We start from the raw sequence: 17,954 nt of genomic DNA, 5'->3' as shown, positions 1-17,954 counted from the left end.
CATGCAGTACAGGCCACTCTCCCGCGCTTTATCCCTGACGCTCACACTGCTGAGTGTCAGCTTGCCTGCCTTTGGCAATGAAGTCGAAATTGCCCAACATGAAAATCCTGCAGAGGAGGAAGAAAAGGCTGGAACCCAGAAATATCGCCAAGCCCAGGATATGGCCTACGGCGCCACCTTGTATGCGTATTTTCAGGGGAATAATTTTGATGCCCTCAGTACCTTATTAATCGCGAAACAGCGGGATTCCATCAAAGTACACGGCGACAGTGCTGCACTGATTGAAGGCGGCATCAGCCTCAGTTTTGGCCTGCACCAGCGCGCTGCCGAACTATTTGAACAGCTGTTGCAAGCAGACAATAAAAACATCGATACCAAATACCGCCAAGCGGCCTGGCTTAAACTGGCAGAACTCAACTACCTACAGGGGGATTTTCCCAAAGCCGCTGTGCACCTGGAAAAATCCGGTGCTGTGCAAACCTCGTCCCTTCCCCTTAACCTGGCGCTGCACAGCCAAGACCTCAGTAATGCTCGGCAACTCCTGGAAAACGCCGAACTGTCATTGGCACAACGCCTGCTCGGGCATATCAACTTGGGCGCCGCCCTGGCCCGCTCCGGCCAGTTGGATGAGGCCGCTGAAGCATATCGCACGGCCGGCGCTTTGGCAGCTGAGCAAGACGAGCCCTCAGAGGAAATTCAGGTACTCGCCGATAAAGCTCATATCGGTGCGGGCTATGCCCTGGCATTAACCGAACAGTTTACACAGGCACAGCTGGCTTTTTCCCGCGTGCGTTTACAGACGCCCTGGGCCACTAAAGCCCTACTCGGTCTCGCCTGGTCCTCCATCAACAATGCAGAGTATCAGAAGGGCGTTGATGCCCTGCACTTCTTGCTGAGCAAACACGAACACAGCCCCGCCGCACGGGAAGCCCGCGTCGCCCTGCCCTATGCCTATGAAAAGCAGCAGGAGCGCAACGCGGCCTTGACCGCCTACTCCAATGCGGCAAGCTACTATCAGACCACCCTTCAAGAACTACAGCAATTACAGCAAAACTTGGCTTCGGAACCACTGGCCGATGCCCGCCAGTTCGGGGAGGCACAGCGCTATGGATGGCTGCAAATGGCACAGGCGTCGCCACTACTGCGCGATAACCAACACTTTCTCCTGCCAATTTTACAGAGCGACAAATTCCAACTGCGCCTATCCGAATTACGCGACCTGCAACAGATCAACTCCGTTTTGCAAGGGTGGTCGGACAAACTGCCACAGCTGCACGCCCTGATTGATGAACGGCACCAGCGACGCTCCAATATTATTGAAAAATACCAGAACGCCCAGTTTGACCAGCAACTGCAAATCGGCCGGCAGCAGTACCGCCGCCTTAACGACGCACTGGCCCAGATAGAAACGGAGCGAGATGTGCTGGCCTTAGTCAAAGCCTCCAGCCGCTCTGACAGTGACAATATCAGCAATGCGGCGGAAATGCTGGAGTTACTCCGGGGCGCCGAGCAGCGTTACCAGTTACTGCAGAAACACGGCAAAGGATCAGACTATCAGGGAGAAACTCTGCAGCGCGCTCGCGGCATCCTGCTATGGCAGGCGAGTGAGGAATATCACCACCGCTTGTGGCAACAGCGCAAGACCCTGGGGCAGTTGGAAGAGAACCTGCGCACAGGTGAGAAACAATTACGCAAAACTTCTATTGAGGCGAGCCGCGCCCCTCAGTTGACCGAACTTACAGAGCGCCTGCAGAACACCGCTGCACAGCTGGACGATAAGCGTGCAGCCATTGCCCATGCTGCCACACTGGTGGAGGCGTCCTTGCGTCAGGATATTATCGCGGAGTTGGATCGGGAGCAGATACAAATTAACGGCTATTTGGCCCACACCCGCCTCGCCATCGCACGGCTGCAAGACGCCTCTTTGCAGGAGTCTATCCTGCAACCGGTAACGGATAACCCACAGGGAGTAAACCAGGAAGAAACACAGCCCCTGGAAAATGCAATCGCCGAAGAACAATACAGTGAAGAAGCGGCAGAGGTTAACAAACCCTCCGAGAGTACAGTAATCAGCAGCGAAGGGGATGAGAGTGAATAGGTCCCGGCAAAATTCCAGCGGCCTTACTCTGCGCGCACTCGCTGCGGCTATCTGTTGTATCACTACAGCCTGCGGTAACCAGTCGGTGCCGACTTTGGCAGACTTGCCTCCCGCAGAGCAGCGATCTGCCAGTGAAGAGAAGGAAACCCCAGCACCGGCGCCAGTGAATCTCTCCACCCTGGTGCAAAGTTACCAGCAGGCGCTGGCCAGCCACCCGGACCCACAGGTTCGCGCACAGATTCGTCTGCGCCTCGCCGACCTGGAAATGGAGCGACTCGAACAGCAACAGGCGGATAACCCGGAAACTGCTCTGGGGTTTTCCACCGCAGTTGAGCACTACCAGAAGCTCGCCCAGGAAAGTCCCCAGGACGACTATATTCTCTACCGCCTGGCGCGAGCGCGCGCCATGGATGGCGAGATGCCTGCAGCCCTGCAGGCCCTCGAGCGTATTGCCCGAAGCGCTCCAGAATCGCCCTTTATGGGTGAGGTATTATTCCGCCGCGGTGAAGCCGCATTTAACCGCAAGGATTACACCGCAGCCGCGCGGGACTTCCGCGCGCTACTGGAAAAGGGCGATAGCCCCTTTGCCGATAACGCCCGCTATATGCTGGCTTGGTCTGAATTTAAGTCGAGCAATTATCGAAGCTCGGCTGAAATATTCCTGGAGTCACTGGATATTCTCGCAGAGCGTGCCACAGGGGATGCGCTTCCCCTTGGACAGAAGCGGCTTCGCGAGGACAGTTTGCGCGGCTTGGCCCTGAACTTCAGTTACCTGGGCGGTGCCGAGGCAATTGAATCATTCAATCCCAACAGCGGGCCGCGCAGTTACCAGCACTTGCTCTATAGTGCGCTGGGCATTTGGTATCGAGAAAAAGAGCTATTCCGTAACGCTGCGGATACCTTTCTCACCTATGTGGAGCACTACCCGAGCAGTGCCGAAGCGCCTTCGCTCCACTTGCAGGCGGTAAAGACTCTGCAAAGTGGTGGTCTGCACGGGGAAGTACTTCCCGCCAAGCGGGAGTTTGTACAACGCTATGGCATTCGCAGCGAATATTGGCAGCAGGCGGATGAAACCCAGCGCGAGGTCCTGTCTCAATCGCTACGGCCCTGGCTGGAGGAGTTGGCCCAGTTTGACCACGCCCGTGCTCAAGAGCTGGCCCAACAAGCTGGAAAAACCTCGGCGAATAAACCCAAACTGCAGCGGCAGCTCAATACTCAGTCCCGCAGCGCCTATTTGGCGGCGGCAGATCTCTACCGGCAGTTTTCCCAGACTTTCCCACAAGATCCACGCACTCCGCCGATGGTATTCCTGATGGCCGAATGCCTGGAGCAAGCTGGCGACTTCCCCGGCGCCTGGCGCGCATACAGCCAAGTGGCTTGGGAGTATCAGGACAAAAAACACGGGGTCGAAGCCGGTTATGGGGCCATTCTTTCCTCAGCACAAGTATACGAACAGATACCCGGCGAGGACGTCGAACAGAAAACTCTTTGGCTCGACCGTAATATCGAGGCGAGCCTAAAGTTTGCCGAGCACTGGCCACAGGATAAAAGAGCTCTCCCTGCACAGCTATCCGCCGCCGACAAGCTATTACAGCAGTCACGATTTGCCGAGGCTATCGCTGCGGCACAACAGGCTGATAACTGGCAGCCACCTGCAAACGCCCAGCAACAATTCAGCATTGCTATGATCCTGGCGCACAGCCACTTTTCCCTAAAGGATTATGTGGCTGCAGAAACGGCTTATGCTCGTGCGCTCAGCTACCCCTCTAAAGACGGCACCCTTCGCGAGAACACCCGCAAGCAATTGCAGCTGTCCATTTACCGCCAAGCAGAATTGGCCCTTGCTCAACCCACCGTGAATGAAGATGGGAATGAAATTGTCAGCGAAGAGGCCCTACGCCACCTGTTGCGCATTCGCGAGAGCGGTCGCAGTGAAATTGCAGCCACTGCCCAATACGATGCCATTAACTACTTGATGGAGCTTCAACAGTGGCAGCGCGCCAGTGCTGAACTGGCAGACTTCCGCCGCTTTTATTCCGCACATCAACTGGCCCCAACCCTGGCCGCTAAGGCCGTAGTCATTTTTGAGGCCCTGAAAATGCCCGCAGCGGCAGCCGGTGAATTATTGCAAATCGCACAGAGCGATCCCAATCGCGAAGTGCGACGCCAGTCCCTGTTTCTCGCCGCAGAAAGCCTACAGAAAGCCGGGGAGTATAAACGCGCAGTTGAACATTACCGCAGCTATAGCAAGCTCTGGCCACAACCCATCGAGCAACGGTTGGAAGCCCAATATCAACTGATACAACTGTACGAGCAGACCGGTCAGCACAACAAGCGTAATTACTGGCTACAACAGTTAGCAAAAAACCCGGAAAAATCTCCACGCGGTCGCTATCTCGCCGCCTACTCTCAAAGCGCGCTGGCGGAGCAGAGTTACGGGAAATTCGCCAGGCTAAAATTGGCGCTGCCATTAAAAACCAGCCTCGCCAATAAAAAGCGTGCAATGACAGCTACAGTAGCGGATTACCGCAAGGTCTTGGACCTGGGGATCGCGGACTTTACCACCCAGGCCAATTTTCGTTTGGCTGAGGTTTACCGCCAGCTTAGTCGTGACCTAATGGAATCCCAGCGTCCCACCAACCTCAATGCACTGGAGCTGGAGCAATACGAAATCCTGCTGGAAGAACAGGCCTTTCCCTTTGAGGAAAAAGCCATAGAGCTGCATCAGGCCAACATCCAGCGAACGAGTGACGGTATCTACGATGACTGGGTAAAGCATAGTTTTAACTCGCTGGGTGAGCTGTTACCAGCCCGCTACAAAAAATCGGAAGCAACCCTGGAGTGGAGTCATGCACTGCACTGAATCGCGCCACCGCACCACTGGCATCCTGCGTCTGGCTGTTACTGCTTTGTTACTGATGACTTTCAGCGCCTGCAGCAGTTTACGCTCAGTAACAAATACAGTGCCTAAAGACCCCGATAGTCAGCAACTTCGCACAGAAAACCCTTACCTGGCCAATGCCAAACGGGCACCCAAAGAGGTTAGCGCGGCCATGGCGCAGGCACACCAGAGTTTTATCGGCGGAGATAGTGCCAGTGCTGAAACCCAGCTTGTGCAAATCACCGAGCGTTGGCCAAAACTCTCCGGTCCCTGGCTAAACCTGGGCATAGTGCAACAAAAAGCACGGCAGGCTGAGGCCGCAGAGAACAGTTTTCGCCAGGCGATTAAAGTCAATGACAATAATGTATTCGCCTGGAATCAGCTGGCGGCACTACTGCGCGATCTCGGCCGTTTTGATGAAGCCGAACAGAGTTATCTGGAAGCCCTCGAACGCTGGCCAGATTACAGTGATGCTCACCGCAACTTGGGAATTCTTTACGATCTCTACCTGAATAGGCCCGGGGATGCACTGCAACAGTTCCGCTTGGCGCAGAGTAGTCGAGAGGAACCGGATAAATTACTTGACGGCTGGATCCTGGAGCTGGAGCGCAGAACCTAATGGGATATAAAAAATTTATTTCATTGATATCTTCGTTGTGCATTTGCCATATGGTTAGTGCAGAGGAAGTCACTACGCTCGAATCCACGGTTATTGGCAGCCAGGAGCAACCCAAGGTGCTGTACATCATCCCATGGAAACAGGCGGAGAGCTTGCAGCGCCTGGACAGTAGCCTGGAACAGACTTTCAGCACCGTATTTGCGCATCAGGAATATTCAGAGCTGCAGCGGGAAATGCAATTATTGAAAACATCGGAAAACGATAACAAACAATAAAATGACAATAACAAATGGCTCGATTCCAAAGCCCATCTACTGGGTAGGCAGTGTTTACCAGCCAAACCTTTAGCGGTATAGGGATCACCACCGCAACTATTTATTGCTAATCAGGAGCCTGTTGGCGCTGTCAAAACAGACAATGCTAACAACATCAATAGTTAGTCGAACGCTGAAGGATGCAGCGCTTGGCAGAAAGATAAAATCACAAAATTACTTTTGACCTCTGTGGAGATAATCAACATGGAATTCACTCAGGCGTTTTTGCGCTTTTTTCAAAACGGCGGCCCCTTTATGTATCCCATCGCATTGGTGCTGATTGTTGGCCTGGCTATGGTTATAGAGCGCTGGATTTTTTTGTCTCGCGCCAGGAGCGCCAATCGTCGTGCCTACCTGCAGCTATTGCCCTTGCTGCAAAAACGCAATTACCAAAATGTGTTGCAGCTGGCTCGTGACAACGATGCCGCCATGGGGCGCATTGCCGCCGCCGGCATCAACACTCTGCAGTTTGCCAAGCGCGAGGAAAATGTCGCTCTGGCTATCGAAGAGGGTATTCTCGAAGCGGTACCTCGCCTTGAAAAACGCACCAACTACCTCGCCACACTCGCTAATATCGCCACTCTCTTGGGATTACTCGGCACTATTATGGGGCTGATCGCTGCCTTTACTGCGGTAGCTGCCGCCGACCCCGCCGAAAAAGCCACCATGCTATCCACGAGTATTTCCGTAGCGATGAACACCACCGCATTTGGCCTGATTTCCGCAATTCCGCTTCTGCTGTTTAATTCCATGCTGCAGAACAAGACCAATGAGATCGTCGACAGCCTGCAAATGGCCGGGGTGAAATTCCTGAATTTGCTGACCATGGGCCGCCCCCATAAAACGGAACAACGCACCGTCAACGCCTGAGGGCTCCCGGCATGTTGAAACTAAATATTCGCCGGCGCGGGCACGAGGAAGCGGAGCTGGACATCACCTCTTTTATGAGCTTGATGACTATTCTGGTTCCAGTGTTATTACTCAATATGGTGTTTTCCCATATTTCGGTTTTAAAACTCAACCTGCCCGGTGTTACTGACGGCAGCAGCGCCAACGCACAGGAAAATCGTCAGTTGGAACTGGTATTGCGCTCTGCACATATCGATATTAACTATCCGGCAGGGCAACTGGTCAGACGCGTGGAACATATTGAGGGTGAACCGGATCTGGATGCCGTATCCTTGATACTGCAACAGATGAAACGGACACTGCGGGAAAAATCTATCGAGAAACAGGATCTGGTGATTCTCTCAGAAAAAGGCACTCCCTATAAGACCCTGGTTGCAGCCATGGATACCGCACGTAGTTATCGGGCGGTTGTAGCCACCTCGGTAGTAGATGCTGAATTATTCCCGCAGATTTCCCTGGGTGATGCACCCCAGCAGCAAACTGTAGCAGGGCCATAATATGATGCTTAATGCAGCCGCGAAATTACAGGCGCGGCGTCAGCGACAAAAGAAACAGCAATCCAAGCTGAACCTGGTTTCGCTGATGGATATTTTTACCATTCTGGTATTTTTCCTGCTGGTAAATTCCACTAGTGATGTGCAGGTTTTACAGACCGATAAGACCATCAAGCTACCTAAATCCACTTCCCAGCAAAAGCCAGAAGTCACCACCGTCGTGCGGGTGAATAATGAAAAACTATTTGTCGGCGATCGCATGATTGCCAATATTGGCAATATCAATAACAGCGCGGAAAATATCGAAGTTCTATTACAAGAGCTAAAATATCGCGCCGAACGCGCTGGTGAACCCAGTGAAGCCCAAAAGCTTCGAGGGCGGGCGGTAACGATCATGGGGGACGAGCAGGTGCCCTATGAGCTTCTCAAGCAGATTATGCAGACTTGCGCAGCCGCTGATTACCGCGATATCTCTTTTGCCGTAGAACAAACTGCACCCGTAGATCCAGCGGGGGGCGAGAGCTGATATGAGTATTGCAACCAGCCGCTACGCGCCCTGGCAACTGCAGGAAACCCTGCTGCCCTGGTCCGCCTCCACCGAAGAGGATCAGCGCTTCATTAAATTTCTGCGCGCAGGCCTTATCGCCTTCGCCATTGGTGGGGCCGCCGTCACCCTGGCTCCAGTGCCAGAGCTCACCCGCGAACAGGCGGAGCGGGTTCCGCCACAACTGGCCAAGGTGATTCTGGAAAAGAAAGAGCTACCTAAGCCAAAGCCCAGGCCCAAAGCGAAGCCGAAACCGGAGGAAAAAAAGCCAAAGGCTGAAAAACCCAAGGAGAAGCCCGAGCCGAAAAAATCCGAGAAGGAAAAACCCAAGCCCAAACCCCGCACAGTGGAAGCACCCTCAGTAGCCACAGTGCAACAAGCGCGAGAAAAGGCCGCTAACAGTGGCATCAATGCCCTGGCCGATGACCTACTGGATATGCGCGAGAGTTTTGAGACCAGCGAGGTCACTCGCGGCCAACTCAGTGCTGGTAGTGCCACTGCCGCGCAAACCCAGCGCAGTATGATCAGCGACAAGTCAAAAACCTCAAGTGGCGGTGTCAGAGCAGGGAATATCAGTAAAGATACCGGCGGTGTGGCGCTTGCTGGCCGGGCAACCACCAGGGTGGAACACACCGAGGCTCAGGGATCGGCCAAGCAGGCAGTCCGGAGGGCGAAGGGCGAAAAGCTGGCACGCACCGACAATGCTATCCGCGGAGTCATGGAGGCCAACAAGGCAGCGATCAACGCACTCTACAATCGGGCATTGCGCCGCGACCCCACTTTACAGGGCAAGATCACCGTACAGCTGGTGATTGAAGCGAACGGCGCTGTATCGTCTATTAAGTTGATTGAGAGTGAGCTGAATAATCCGACCCTGGAGCGCAAACTGCTGGCGCGAATCCGTATGATTAATTTTGGCGCGGCAGATGTGAAAGCGACAACTAGAAACTACTCTATCGACTTCCTGCCATCCTGAGAAAACAGGTGGCAGTGAAGCTTCCCAAAACGGAAATTGGCATAACGGGACAATACACCAGCGTCCGCCACGCTTATGTCAATTTTCCTTTATTGAAATTGCTAGTTCAAATCGGCGGCGTATTGACGCAGTACTTGTAAAGGCACGATTTCCAGGGCTTTCACATGCGTGCGCTGCAAAAACACCCTCGGTGCTTTGTCCCGCTCGTGGGCCTCCAGCCAGCGCGCAGCACACAGGCACCAACGATCACCCGGAGCTAATCCCGGAAATCCATATTCTTCGATGGGCGTACTCAAATCATTGCCGCGACTGCGAGAAAACTCCAGGAAGTCCGCGCTGACCTCCACACAAACCGTGTGGGAGCCAAGGTCCTCTTTACTGGTATTACAACAGCCATCGCGGAAAAATCCTGTCACAGGCCCCAGACTGCAAGGGACCAGCCGGTCGCCGAATACATTGACTGAATTATCCATATCCATGATTAACCCTCCCGGTCCGTATTATCCAGTAGCTGGATATCCACCAACTGCCAGTGGAGTCCATTCCGCTGCAATAACAGGCGTAATTCCGCACGGCCATTCTCACCATAGTCGACCCTCAAGTGGTTGATATCGGTAAAACGCCAACTCAGCCGTTTCCAACCATCAGGGGATTCTTCTTCCGCAGTCCCATTTTTTTCGGGTTCAAGGGGCTGCTCTTGGCTCATTCCTCGGCTAAATAATTCCCGCTCAAATGCCTGCAGCTCCTCACCACCGCGCAACAGTTCCGCAACGCCCTCCAGGGTAACGAATTGCTGCAGCAACGGCCCCATTAAGAAATTCGCCCCAGCGGTCATTAGCTCATCGAATTCCTGAGGGAGCGAATTACCTAAAGAGGAGCGCAGCTGCTCCTGAAGACGAATCCTTAAATTGTCACGCAATACCGGAAAGTCTACATAGCGTTCGAGTGTATCGATACTCTCGCGCCTTTTTTCCTGCTCTTCCGCAGTGGCCATCTTTGCAGCCCGCTGCAATTGTTCCAGTGCGTGGAAGGGCAACGCCACATATCCTGCAAGCAACAGTGCCAGCACCACTGCACCGGTCCACAGTACTTTCTTCACTATTTCCATCCTCTTTGCCTATCAGCGGATTTTATGCTGAGAGAAGCCCATCACCTAATCCACCCTTGTGCTGGCGTGGCATTGTTCCAAAATCGCGCCTGTGAGATATTCGCACCCAAGACTCTGCATACTCACCAAATTCACTTTCAACAAGGACACCAGGTAGGATGAGTGATATTTATAAAGCTCCAGAATCGGAGCTGACCAATAGGGAAGAGAATAGCGATTTTGGCTCTATTGAAAAGGGTATTGCCGGGGACTATTCATTTTCTATTGGCGAAGCCATTAGTGAAGGCTGGCAATTATCAAAGGGAAAAAAACGCACTGTATGGCTGGGCATGCTGCTTTACATGATTGCTGCGACCGCAATCAGCTTTATAATTGCTCTAATTACTGGCTATCCAGTTTTCGACTTTGAAGGAACCACTGAGGTCTCCCTAGCAACTTCAACAATTTACAATGTCTTGGTCACATTTGTAGAAATGCCTTTAGCCGCGGGCTTAATGATGATTGGTATCAAAATCGCCCGAGGCTCAGAAACTTCCGGTACTGAAGTATTTGCCCACTTCGATAAGATTATTCCACTGATTATCACCAACATTATTATGGGAATACTGATTCTTATTGGGCTATTCCTACTGGTTATTCCGGGGATCTATCTAATGGTTGCATATATGTTTGCCATTCCTCTGATCGTCGACCAAAATCTAGGGCCCTGGCAAGCACTGGAAACCTCCCGTAAAGCAATCACTAAAAACTGGTTTAGCTTCTTTGGTTTTACGATTGCTACCATTCTAATACTACTGGCTGGCTTCTTAGCGCTATTGATAGGCGCTATATGGACACTGCCTCTGTTCTTTATCGCCATTGGCGTCGCCTACCGCAAAGTTTTTGGTGCTCCCCAAGGGGCTTAATTAACACGACCTGACAGGAGCGGCGGTTTGCTGGATACCACTTATAACGTGGAAACCCCCGAGGGTATCGATTTATGCGCGCGGGCTGCGGGGCCCGTACCGCGTATTCTCGCCTATGCAGTGGACGTACTTTATCGCAGCCTGCTACTGACCGCGCTCGGTATAGTTTTGGGTTTTACCAAGATTGCCGGCTTGAGCACTTCGCTTTCCAGCATGGGTATCTGGCTGATTTGCTCTTTCCTGCTGGAGTGGTTTTACCCTGTGTTCTTTGAAGTGCTGCGCGGTGGCCAGACTCCGGGGAAAAAGGCCTTCGGCCTGATGGTCGTCAATGACAACCTCACCCCCATTTCCTGGGGAGCTTCTATAGTGCGCAACTTGCTGCGCTTTGCCGACTTCCTGCCGTTCGCCTATGCCACTGGTGTTATCGCTATGACCTTCGGACGGCACTTTCAGCGCCTCGGCGACCTTGCCGCAGGTACCCTGGTGGTCTATCGGGAAGCGGACAAGGTTCCAGCCACCCTGCCGGACAGTGTACCGCTGCCGCCGCCGCGCAACCTTAAACAACAGGATCAACAGGCGCTTGTCAGCCTGCTGGAACGCCACACCGACCTGAGTGAAGCGCGCCAGCAGGAACTCGCCAACTTGCTGGAACCCATTACCCAAAAGAAAGACGGTGCTGCGCTGAATTACCTGCGCTCAGTGGGCAGTTGGCTGCTGGGGGGCAGGAGCTAAAGATTTATGCGACAGAGAGATTTCGAGAACCGCCACCGCGAGAGCTGGGCGCAACTGGAAACCTGGCTGAAAGACGATGGCAAAGACACAAAGGCGGCCAAATTGGACCTGCCTGCATCCTATCGTGAACTGTGCCAACAGCTGGCAGTGGCCAAGGAACGGCAGTACACCAGCCGCCTGATCGACCACCTCAACCAACTGGTGATGGCCGCCCATCACCGGGTCTACCGCCAGCAGACTTTGCGCCGCAAGGGCTGGCTGCACTACTTGCTGGCCGGTTTTCCTCAAGCAGTTCGAGCCAATGGCCGCACTGTAGCACTGGCCTGCGCCCTGTTCTTACTGCCGGCCCTGGTGATGGGTGTCGGCACCTACTACAACGATGCACTGATTTATGCAGTGATGGGGCCAGAGGATGTGCTTTCACTCGAGTCCATGTACGACCCCGGCAGACATGTGCTGGGCCGTGAACGCGGCTCCGATACCGATTTGGGCATGTTTGGCTTCTACATCAAGAACAATATCGGTATTGCCTTCCGCACTTTTGCCGGGGGCATATTATTTGGCTTGGGTTCTATTTTTTTTCTGGCCTTCAACGGCGTCTATCTCGGGGCCGTTTTTGGCCATATTACGCGGGTGGGGTTTATCTCCACTTTTTACCCGTTTGTAATTGGCCACGGCGCCTTTGAACTGACTGCCATAGTCTTGGCCGGTGCCGCCGGCCTGCTGCTCGGGCGCTCACTGGTAGACCCGGGGCAATACCGGCGTTCAGTGGCTCTGCGCTTAGCCAGTGTCGAAGCCATGAAAATCATGTACGGCACTTTTCTGATGCTGTTAATCGCCGCTTTCCTCGAAGCTTTCTGGTCATCCAGCGCAACGACTCCGATCAATATCAAGCTCGGCGTCGGCGGCCTGTTGTGGTTGCTGGTATTCGCTTACTTCGCGCTAGCCGGGCGCAGGGAGATGGCAAGTGCAACTTAAGGATCTAGCCGTGCGCGCACGCCTGCGCTCCCCCTGGGAATCCATCGACCTGGGTATTCTCCTGGCGAGAAAATACTGGTTGCCATTATTCCTGGTATGGCTGCTGCCGGCAGCCCTGTTACTGGGCGCCCTCGCCTGGCTGTTCCCCGGCTCTCCGGGGTGGTCTCTGTTTGCTGTCTGGTGGCTCAAACCCGTTTTTGACCGACTGCCACTCTTTATAGTGAGCCGCGCCCTGTTCGGCTCGCCGGTATCTGCACCGGCCGCCCTAAAGCAGTTTTTTACGCAAAACCGCCACGATTGGCTGGCCTGGATCTCCATCCGCCGTCTTAGTCCGACCCGCTCATTCGATATGCCGGTCACCATGCTTGAGCAATCTAGAGGGACTAAGCGCAGTGCACGTATTGACGTCCTCCACCGCAAGCATTCCGGTGCCGCCACTTGGCTGACTCTGACAGGTTTCCACCTGGAATCTTTTTTCCTAATCGGCGCTTTTACTCTGATCTATCTGTTTATCCCCGAGCAGGTTGCAGAAACTATCGATTGGCAGCCCCTATTCCGGGGGGACACTCTGGCGCTGGAGTGGGCATCCAACACACTCTACTTATTTATCATGGCGGCAGTAGCCCCTTTTTATATTGTTTCCGGTTTCTGCCTATATATCGGCCGACGCATTGAATTGGAGGGCTGGGATATCGAAATCCAGTTCCGCGACTTAGCCGAGCGCCATCAGCGCGAACATCAACCGCGCCAAAGGAGCGCAGCCAGGGGCTCACACGTGGCCTCAATTCTTATGTTTTTCGCACTCGCGCTCAGCACTCTGATGCCGGCGCCGAAAACCCAGGCCAATACCCTGGAAACACCACAACAAGCACAACAGCACATTGATAAAATTCTCACGGGCGAGGATTTTCACCAGATCCAGCAGGTGGAGGGCTGGCGCTTAAAAGAAAGGGGAGCCAATGACAGCGAAACCCAGAAAATCCCTGAATGGCTGATCGAGTTTATTGAATGGTTGTATGACCGCTCCCTTGATACCGATGACTCCCCCGATTTTAGCTGGGGTCCCGCTATTGCCCGATTGATCGAGATCCTGCTGTGGATTGGCGTTATCGGGGGATTGCTCTACTTAGGTTGGCGCCATCATGAGGCCATCCTCAACAGCCTGGGTTGGCAGAGTAAGCGAAAGCCGAAAGTTGCCTCACCAGAAACCCTGTTCGGACTTGATGTGTGCCAGTCCAGCCTGCCCGACGATGTGTGTGCAGAGGTACTGCGCCTGTGGCAGGCCGGCGAAAAAAGAGCCGGCCTCGGCCTGCTTTACCGCGCCACTCTGTCCCACTTGATTGAGGACTTCCAGTTTCACTTCGGCGATCACCTCACCGAAAGTGAGTGTGCCCAACTGGTACACAAACGCCAGCGAGAACCCAAAGCGGATCTGCCCTCGGTGAGCGCCCCGTTAAGTCAGTTTGTGCAGCACCTCACCGCTGATTGGCAGCAATTGGCCTATGCCCATCGCCATCCAGCTGATACACGTGTGAGTGCACTGTGTCAGAAGTGGCAGGAGGTATTCCGCAATGACCGTTAAACGTCTGCTGATCGGCGCGGCACTATTGCTCTGTGCACTGATGGTATGGGGGTTTTTCACTTTCTTTGAGCGCTACACAGTTGAACGGGACCTAGGCTGGGGTTCGGAAGCGCAACGCAATCTGTTTCTGGCCGCGGAGCAATACTTGGCCTCTGTAGGGCTGAAACCCCGTCAGGCAGAAAATATTTCCGTACTGAGTGGACTCTCCCCAGATGCCACCCTGTTTATTGCCAATTCCTCGCAAGTCTATAACCCACAGCGGGTAGAGGAACTGCTGGATTGGGTGCGCCGCGGTGGCCATGCCATCGTAGTGGCACGCACGGCGGGCTTTGACTTTGACCAGCAGCACAACGAGGAACGCGACTGGCTGCTGGAAGCACTGGATGTCTCCATCGTGGAGGGGCATGGCAACTACCACTTCGAACACCCTCTACAGCCTCTACTCGGTGAAAATGCAGAGCTGAGTCCGAAACAGAGCCCCGGAGAAGCCCTGCGCGAGTACAACCGCAAAATCGATGAAGGCATTACTGAAGCAGAGAAAACCGACGCTGAAGCTCTTCCGGAAAAACCCCGCAACCCGGATGTGGAACCCGAGGATCTGGTCACACTGCCCACCGACGAGGGGGCAGAAGTCCAGTTACATTTTGACGCCAGTTACCTGCTCTACCACCCCGGGCTCGAAGATGGCGCCGTCGACAAGCCACCGGTATTCTGGGCCAAGGTGTGGCGCGACGACGAGGGCGTACCCTTTCTGCAATTTGAGCGGGGCAGCGGCGTGATCACCCTGATGACCGACAGTGGGATTTGGCAATCTCACCGTATCGGCCACTTTGACCACGCCTATTTTCTGCAACTGCTGGCCGGAGACGGCAATTTCGTATTCCTAACCCATCCACACTTTAAGTCGCTGGGTTATCTCGCGCATAAATATGCCCTGGAATTTTTCCTTGCCGGTGCCTTAAGCCTGCTCGCCTGGTTATTGCTGCGTGCACGTCAATTTGGCCCCCTGCAACCGGCACCGGAAACCGCGCGTCGATCCCTGTTGGAACATATCTCCGCCTGTGGCCATTACTACTGGCACGACGACCAGTGCGAGCAGCTGTTGCGCGGCCATCGCTCAGAACTGTTGCGCCAGCTTCGAGCCTCTGAGGCCGACTCCAACGCCAGACACAAGCTGGCCAAAAAGCTCAGCGCTGCTACGGGCCTTAGCGAATACGACATCATCGCCAGCCTGTGGGGAACACCGGCATCCAGCGAAGAAACTTTTACTGAACAAATGCGCAATCTGCAGCGAATCGAGGCAGTCCTATGAGCGACACTACCCTTCAACCAGAACAGCAAACCCACCGCGAAACACCGGACTGGCAGGCCGCCTCCGCGCAATTACAATTACTGCGCAACAATATCAACCGCCTGTTAATCGGCCAGGAAGAAGTGGTCGATCAAGTGCTTGTGGCCCTGCTGGCCTCTGGCCACGTGTTGTTGGAAGGCGTACCCGGCCTCGGTAAAACCCTTTTGGTACGCACCCTGGCCAATTGCTTTGGGGGCAGCTTCCGTCGCATTCAGTTCACTCCAGATCTGATGCCTGCGGATGTCACCGGGCACGCCATGTACAACATGGGTGAGAGTCGCTTCGAGGTACGCCGTGGCCCGGTCTTTACCAACCTTCTGCTAGCGGACGAAATCAACCGCGCCCCGGCCAAAACCCAGGCGGCACTGCTGGAAGTGATGCAGGAGAAGCAGGTCACTATCGATGGCAATGCGCTGCCGGTACCCAATCCCTTTATGGTATTCGCCACCCAAAATCCCATTGAACAGGAGGGTACCTACCCGCTACCCGAAGCAGAACTCGACCGCTTCCTGCTCAAGATACTGATCGACTACCCGAGCCTGGAGGCAGAGCTAAAGCTGGCCGCCGCCGTCAGCAGCGGTCGTATCGAAAAGCATCTGCAGAAAAAGCCGGCCGGGGAGATCACCGTGGAGCAGCTGCAGCAGTTGCAAGCCCTGGTGCCCCAGGTTGAATTGGATAGACAGGTCTTGGAGTATGCGGTGCGACTGGTTCGCGCCACCCGCGAGGCCTCCCAATTGCGCAGCCCGGCAGGTCCCCGTGCCAGCATCGGCCTGCTGCAGGCCGCCCGCGCCAGTGCCCTGTTACAGGGACGCGAGTTTGTTCTGCCCGACGATATCAAGGCCATGGCCATTCCGGTAATGCGCCATCGTGTGAGTCTGTCCCCGGATATGGAGATTGACGGTGAAAGCCCAGATAGCGCCCTGGCACAGATTATCGACAGTGTCGAGGCACCGCGCCTGTGACCCAAAGCGCTGCAGCCACAGAGACGCAAAAAACTTTGCCCCAAAACGGCCGTCGGGGGCCTAGTCGGCGCCTGGTAAAACTTCTCGCTTACTGGTGCCTGGCAGCTCTGGCGATCAGTGCGGCCCGTATCTGGTTTCCCGAAAGTAGCGCACTTATCGAGACCGCCTGGTGGACCGGCGGGGCCCTGTTGATCGGAGCCGCGCTGTTGGATTTCCTTACCAGCCGCAGGGTTATGGGCCTTGAGGGCGAGCGCCGGCTACCGGGCAACCTGGCCCTGGGTGTGCGCAACAGTGCCCACCTCAAGTTGCGTAATAACAGTCCGCACACCCTGCAATTATTCGCCTGCGACAGTGTACCGCAGCAACTGGCAACAACTGGATTACCCCGCAAGGCGCATTTGCAACCGGAGCAGGAAGTTACTATCGAGTACACCTTGATACCCCACCGCCGCGGCAGCGCAAATTTTGGTCGAATCGAGGTCCTCGCCGATTCCCCCTGGGGCTTGTGGCAAACCCGCGCCTGGTTGGGGCGAGAGCAATCGGTAAAGGTCTATCCCAACTTTCTTGGCATATCCTCACTACAGGCGCTCTCCAGTGAGCAAACCCTACGCATGCTGGGCATTCACCAGCAACAGCGTCGAGGTGAGGGCATGGACTTTCGCCAGCTGCGAGAATATCGCCTGGGCGATAGTCAGCGCCAGGTGGACTGGCGGGCCAGCTCCCGCCTGCACAAACTTATCAGCCGCGAGTACCAGGACGAACGCGACCAGGAAATTATCTATATGCTCGACTGTGGCCGCCGCATGCGCGCCAAAGACGGGCAACTCAGCCATTTCGACCACGCCCTTAACGGTTTACTGCTATCCGCCTACGTGGCTATTAAGCAAGGGGATGCCGTCGGCCTGCACGCCTTTGCTGCCGGCGATAACAGCTCCGGCGGACAACTGCCACCGGTTAAAGGTGAGAGTGCCATCAATCTGTTGCTGAATAATGTCTATAACCTGCACTCCGGAACCGGCAGTGCGGACTACAGCGGCGCCGCCCAACAACTACTGGCCAAGCACAAACGCCGCTCTCTGGTGATCCTGATTACCAACCTGCGCGATGAGGACAGCGTCGAGCTACTCTCCGCGGTGCAACTACTCACTCGCCGCCACTTGGTGATGGTGGCAAGCTTGAGGGAAACGGCGGTCGATCACTTGACGCAAAAGCCTATCGAGGATTTTTCCGGGGCTGTGGACAGTGCCGCGGCAATGGACTTTTTACACCGACGCACGCGCCTGTTGAAACAATTGCAAGCATGTAATGTTCTAGTCGTAGATTCTCGCCCCGAGCTATTACACCAGGCTCTGGTAGAAGCTTACTGGCGCTTAAAGCGCAGCGGCAAAATCTAACAGGCTGCCCCATCTAAAACTTGTTCGACTTGATATAGATGGTACCAATTAAGAGATAATAGCGATGTTCTAAAAACAACAATCCCAAAACACAGGGAGTGTAACCT

17 protein-coding genes are annotated in these 17,954 nt (G+C 54.6%); 15 read left to right on the top strand and 2 right to left on the bottom strand.

Going from position 1 to position 17,954, the window contains the following annotated elements; translation table 11 throughout:
- The first annotated feature begins 1 nt into the window (after nucleotide 1).
- The 8 genes from ACCI49_RS02490 (at nucleotide 2) to ACCI49_RS02455 (ending at nucleotide 8,835) form a co-directional block, all read left to right on the top strand.
- On the top strand, nucleotides 2–2,098 hold the full coding sequence (locus ACCI49_RS02490; protein WP_371837393.1) for a hypothetical protein: 2,097 nt from the start codon (nucleotides 2–4) through the stop codon (nucleotides 2,096–2,098).
- A complete protein-coding gene (locus tag ACCI49_RS02485) occupies nucleotides 2,091–4,961 on the top strand; it encodes a tetratricopeptide repeat protein (protein WP_371837392.1) in 2,871 nt (956 codons plus the stop codon). Before ACCI49_RS02490 ends, ACCI49_RS02485 begins: the two co-directional genes overlap by 8 nt.
- Nucleotides 4,948–5,598 (top strand): tetratricopeptide repeat protein, encoded by a 651-nt coding sequence (locus tag ACCI49_RS02480; protein WP_371837391.1) that lies wholly within the window; start codon nucleotides 4,948–4,950, stop codon nucleotides 5,596–5,598. The genes ACCI49_RS02485 and ACCI49_RS02480 overlap by 14 nt, the downstream gene beginning before the upstream one ends.
- Nucleotides 5,598–5,873, top strand: coding sequence for a hypothetical protein (locus tag ACCI49_RS02475; RefSeq protein ID WP_371837390.1), 276 nt, complete (start codon nucleotides 5,598–5,600; stop codon nucleotides 5,871–5,873). Before ACCI49_RS02480 ends, ACCI49_RS02475 begins: the two co-directional genes overlap by 1 nt.
- 243 nt (nucleotides 5,874–6,116) lie before the next feature.
- The gene (locus ACCI49_RS02470; protein WP_371837389.1) at nucleotides 6,117–6,782 is read left to right on the top strand and encodes a MotA/TolQ/ExbB proton channel family protein; all 666 of its coding nucleotides are present in this window, start codon (nucleotides 6,117–6,119) and stop codon (nucleotides 6,780–6,782) included.
- Nucleotides 6,783–6,793: 11 nt separating this feature from the next.
- The gene (locus ACCI49_RS02465; RefSeq protein ID WP_371837388.1) at nucleotides 6,794–7,318 is read left to right on the top strand and encodes a biopolymer transporter ExbD; all 525 of its coding nucleotides are present in this window, start codon (nucleotides 6,794–6,796) and stop codon (nucleotides 7,316–7,318) included.
- A 1-nt stretch (nucleotide 7,319) separates the two neighbouring features.
- Entirely contained in the window at nucleotides 7,320–7,841 is a 522-nt protein-coding gene (locus ACCI49_RS02460; protein ID WP_371837387.1) for an ExbD/TolR family protein, read from the top strand.
- A gap of 1 nt (nucleotide 7,842) precedes the next feature.
- Nucleotides 7,843–8,835, top strand: coding sequence for an AgmX/PglI C-terminal domain-containing protein (locus ACCI49_RS02455; protein WP_371837386.1), 993 nt, complete (start codon nucleotides 7,843–7,845; stop codon nucleotides 8,833–8,835).
- Between the two features lie 101 nt (nucleotides 8,836–8,936).
- On the opposite strand, the gene ACCI49_RS02450 is transcribed toward ACCI49_RS02455, so the two are convergent.
- Nucleotides 8,937–9,314, bottom strand: a complete 378-nt coding sequence (locus ACCI49_RS02450) for a DUF2237 family protein (protein ID WP_371837385.1) — start codon at nucleotides 9,312–9,314, stop codon at nucleotides 8,937–8,939.
- A 2-nt stretch (nucleotides 9,315–9,316) separates the two neighbouring features.
- Nucleotides 9,317–9,934, bottom strand: a complete 618-nt coding sequence (locus tag ACCI49_RS02445; RefSeq protein ID WP_371837384.1) for a DUF2939 domain-containing protein — start codon at nucleotides 9,932–9,934, stop codon at nucleotides 9,317–9,319.
- Nucleotides 9,935–10,101: 167 nt separating this feature from the next.
- Between ACCI49_RS02445 and ACCI49_RS02440 the strand changes: the two genes are divergently transcribed.
- Genes ACCI49_RS02440 through ACCI49_RS02410 form a run of 7 tightly spaced genes read left to right on the top strand, consistent with a single transcriptional unit; the run spans nucleotide 10,102 to nucleotide 17,847 of the window.
- The gene (locus tag ACCI49_RS02440) at nucleotides 10,102–10,848 is read left to right on the top strand and encodes a DUF2189 domain-containing protein (protein WP_371837383.1); all 747 of its coding nucleotides are present in this window, start codon (nucleotides 10,102–10,104) and stop codon (nucleotides 10,846–10,848) included.
- A gap of 27 nt (nucleotides 10,849–10,875) precedes the next feature.
- Complete coding sequence (locus tag ACCI49_RS02435) at nucleotides 10,876–11,580, top strand: RDD family protein (RefSeq protein WP_371837382.1); 705 nt, start codon at nucleotides 10,876–10,878, stop codon at nucleotides 11,578–11,580.
- A 6-nt stretch (nucleotides 11,581–11,586) separates the two neighbouring features.
- Nucleotides 11,587–12,558, top strand: coding sequence for a stage II sporulation protein M (locus tag ACCI49_RS02430; protein ID WP_371837381.1), 972 nt, complete (start codon nucleotides 11,587–11,589; stop codon nucleotides 12,556–12,558).
- Nucleotides 12,548–14,140 (top strand): DUF4129 domain-containing protein, encoded by a 1,593-nt coding sequence (locus ACCI49_RS02425; RefSeq protein ID WP_371837380.1) that lies wholly within the window; start codon nucleotides 12,548–12,550, stop codon nucleotides 14,138–14,140. The genes ACCI49_RS02430 and ACCI49_RS02425 overlap by 11 nt, the downstream gene beginning before the upstream one ends.
- Nucleotides 14,130–15,452, top strand: a complete 1,323-nt coding sequence (locus ACCI49_RS02420; protein WP_371837379.1) for a DUF4350 domain-containing protein — start codon at nucleotides 14,130–14,132, stop codon at nucleotides 15,450–15,452. The genes ACCI49_RS02425 and ACCI49_RS02420 overlap by 11 nt, the downstream gene beginning before the upstream one ends.
- A complete protein-coding gene (locus ACCI49_RS02415; RefSeq protein WP_371837378.1) occupies nucleotides 15,449–16,453 on the top strand; it encodes an AAA family ATPase in 1,005 nt (334 codons plus the stop codon). Before ACCI49_RS02420 ends, ACCI49_RS02415 begins: the two co-directional genes overlap by 4 nt.
- Nucleotides 16,450–17,847 (top strand): DUF58 domain-containing protein, encoded by a 1,398-nt coding sequence (locus tag ACCI49_RS02410; protein WP_371837377.1) that lies wholly within the window; start codon nucleotides 16,450–16,452, stop codon nucleotides 17,845–17,847. The genes ACCI49_RS02415 and ACCI49_RS02410 overlap by 4 nt, the downstream gene beginning before the upstream one ends.
- The last annotated feature ends 107 nt before the right edge of the window (nucleotides 17,848–17,954 follow it).

The sequence above is a fragment of the Microbulbifer epialgicus genome (assembly GCF_041447265.1).
Taxonomy (GTDB): domain Bacteria; phylum Pseudomonadota; class Gammaproteobacteria; order Pseudomonadales; family Cellvibrionaceae; genus Microbulbifer; species Microbulbifer epialgicus.
The sequence above is the reverse complement of the archived record's forward strand: the minus strand, read 5'-3'. Positions and strand labels throughout refer to the sequence as shown.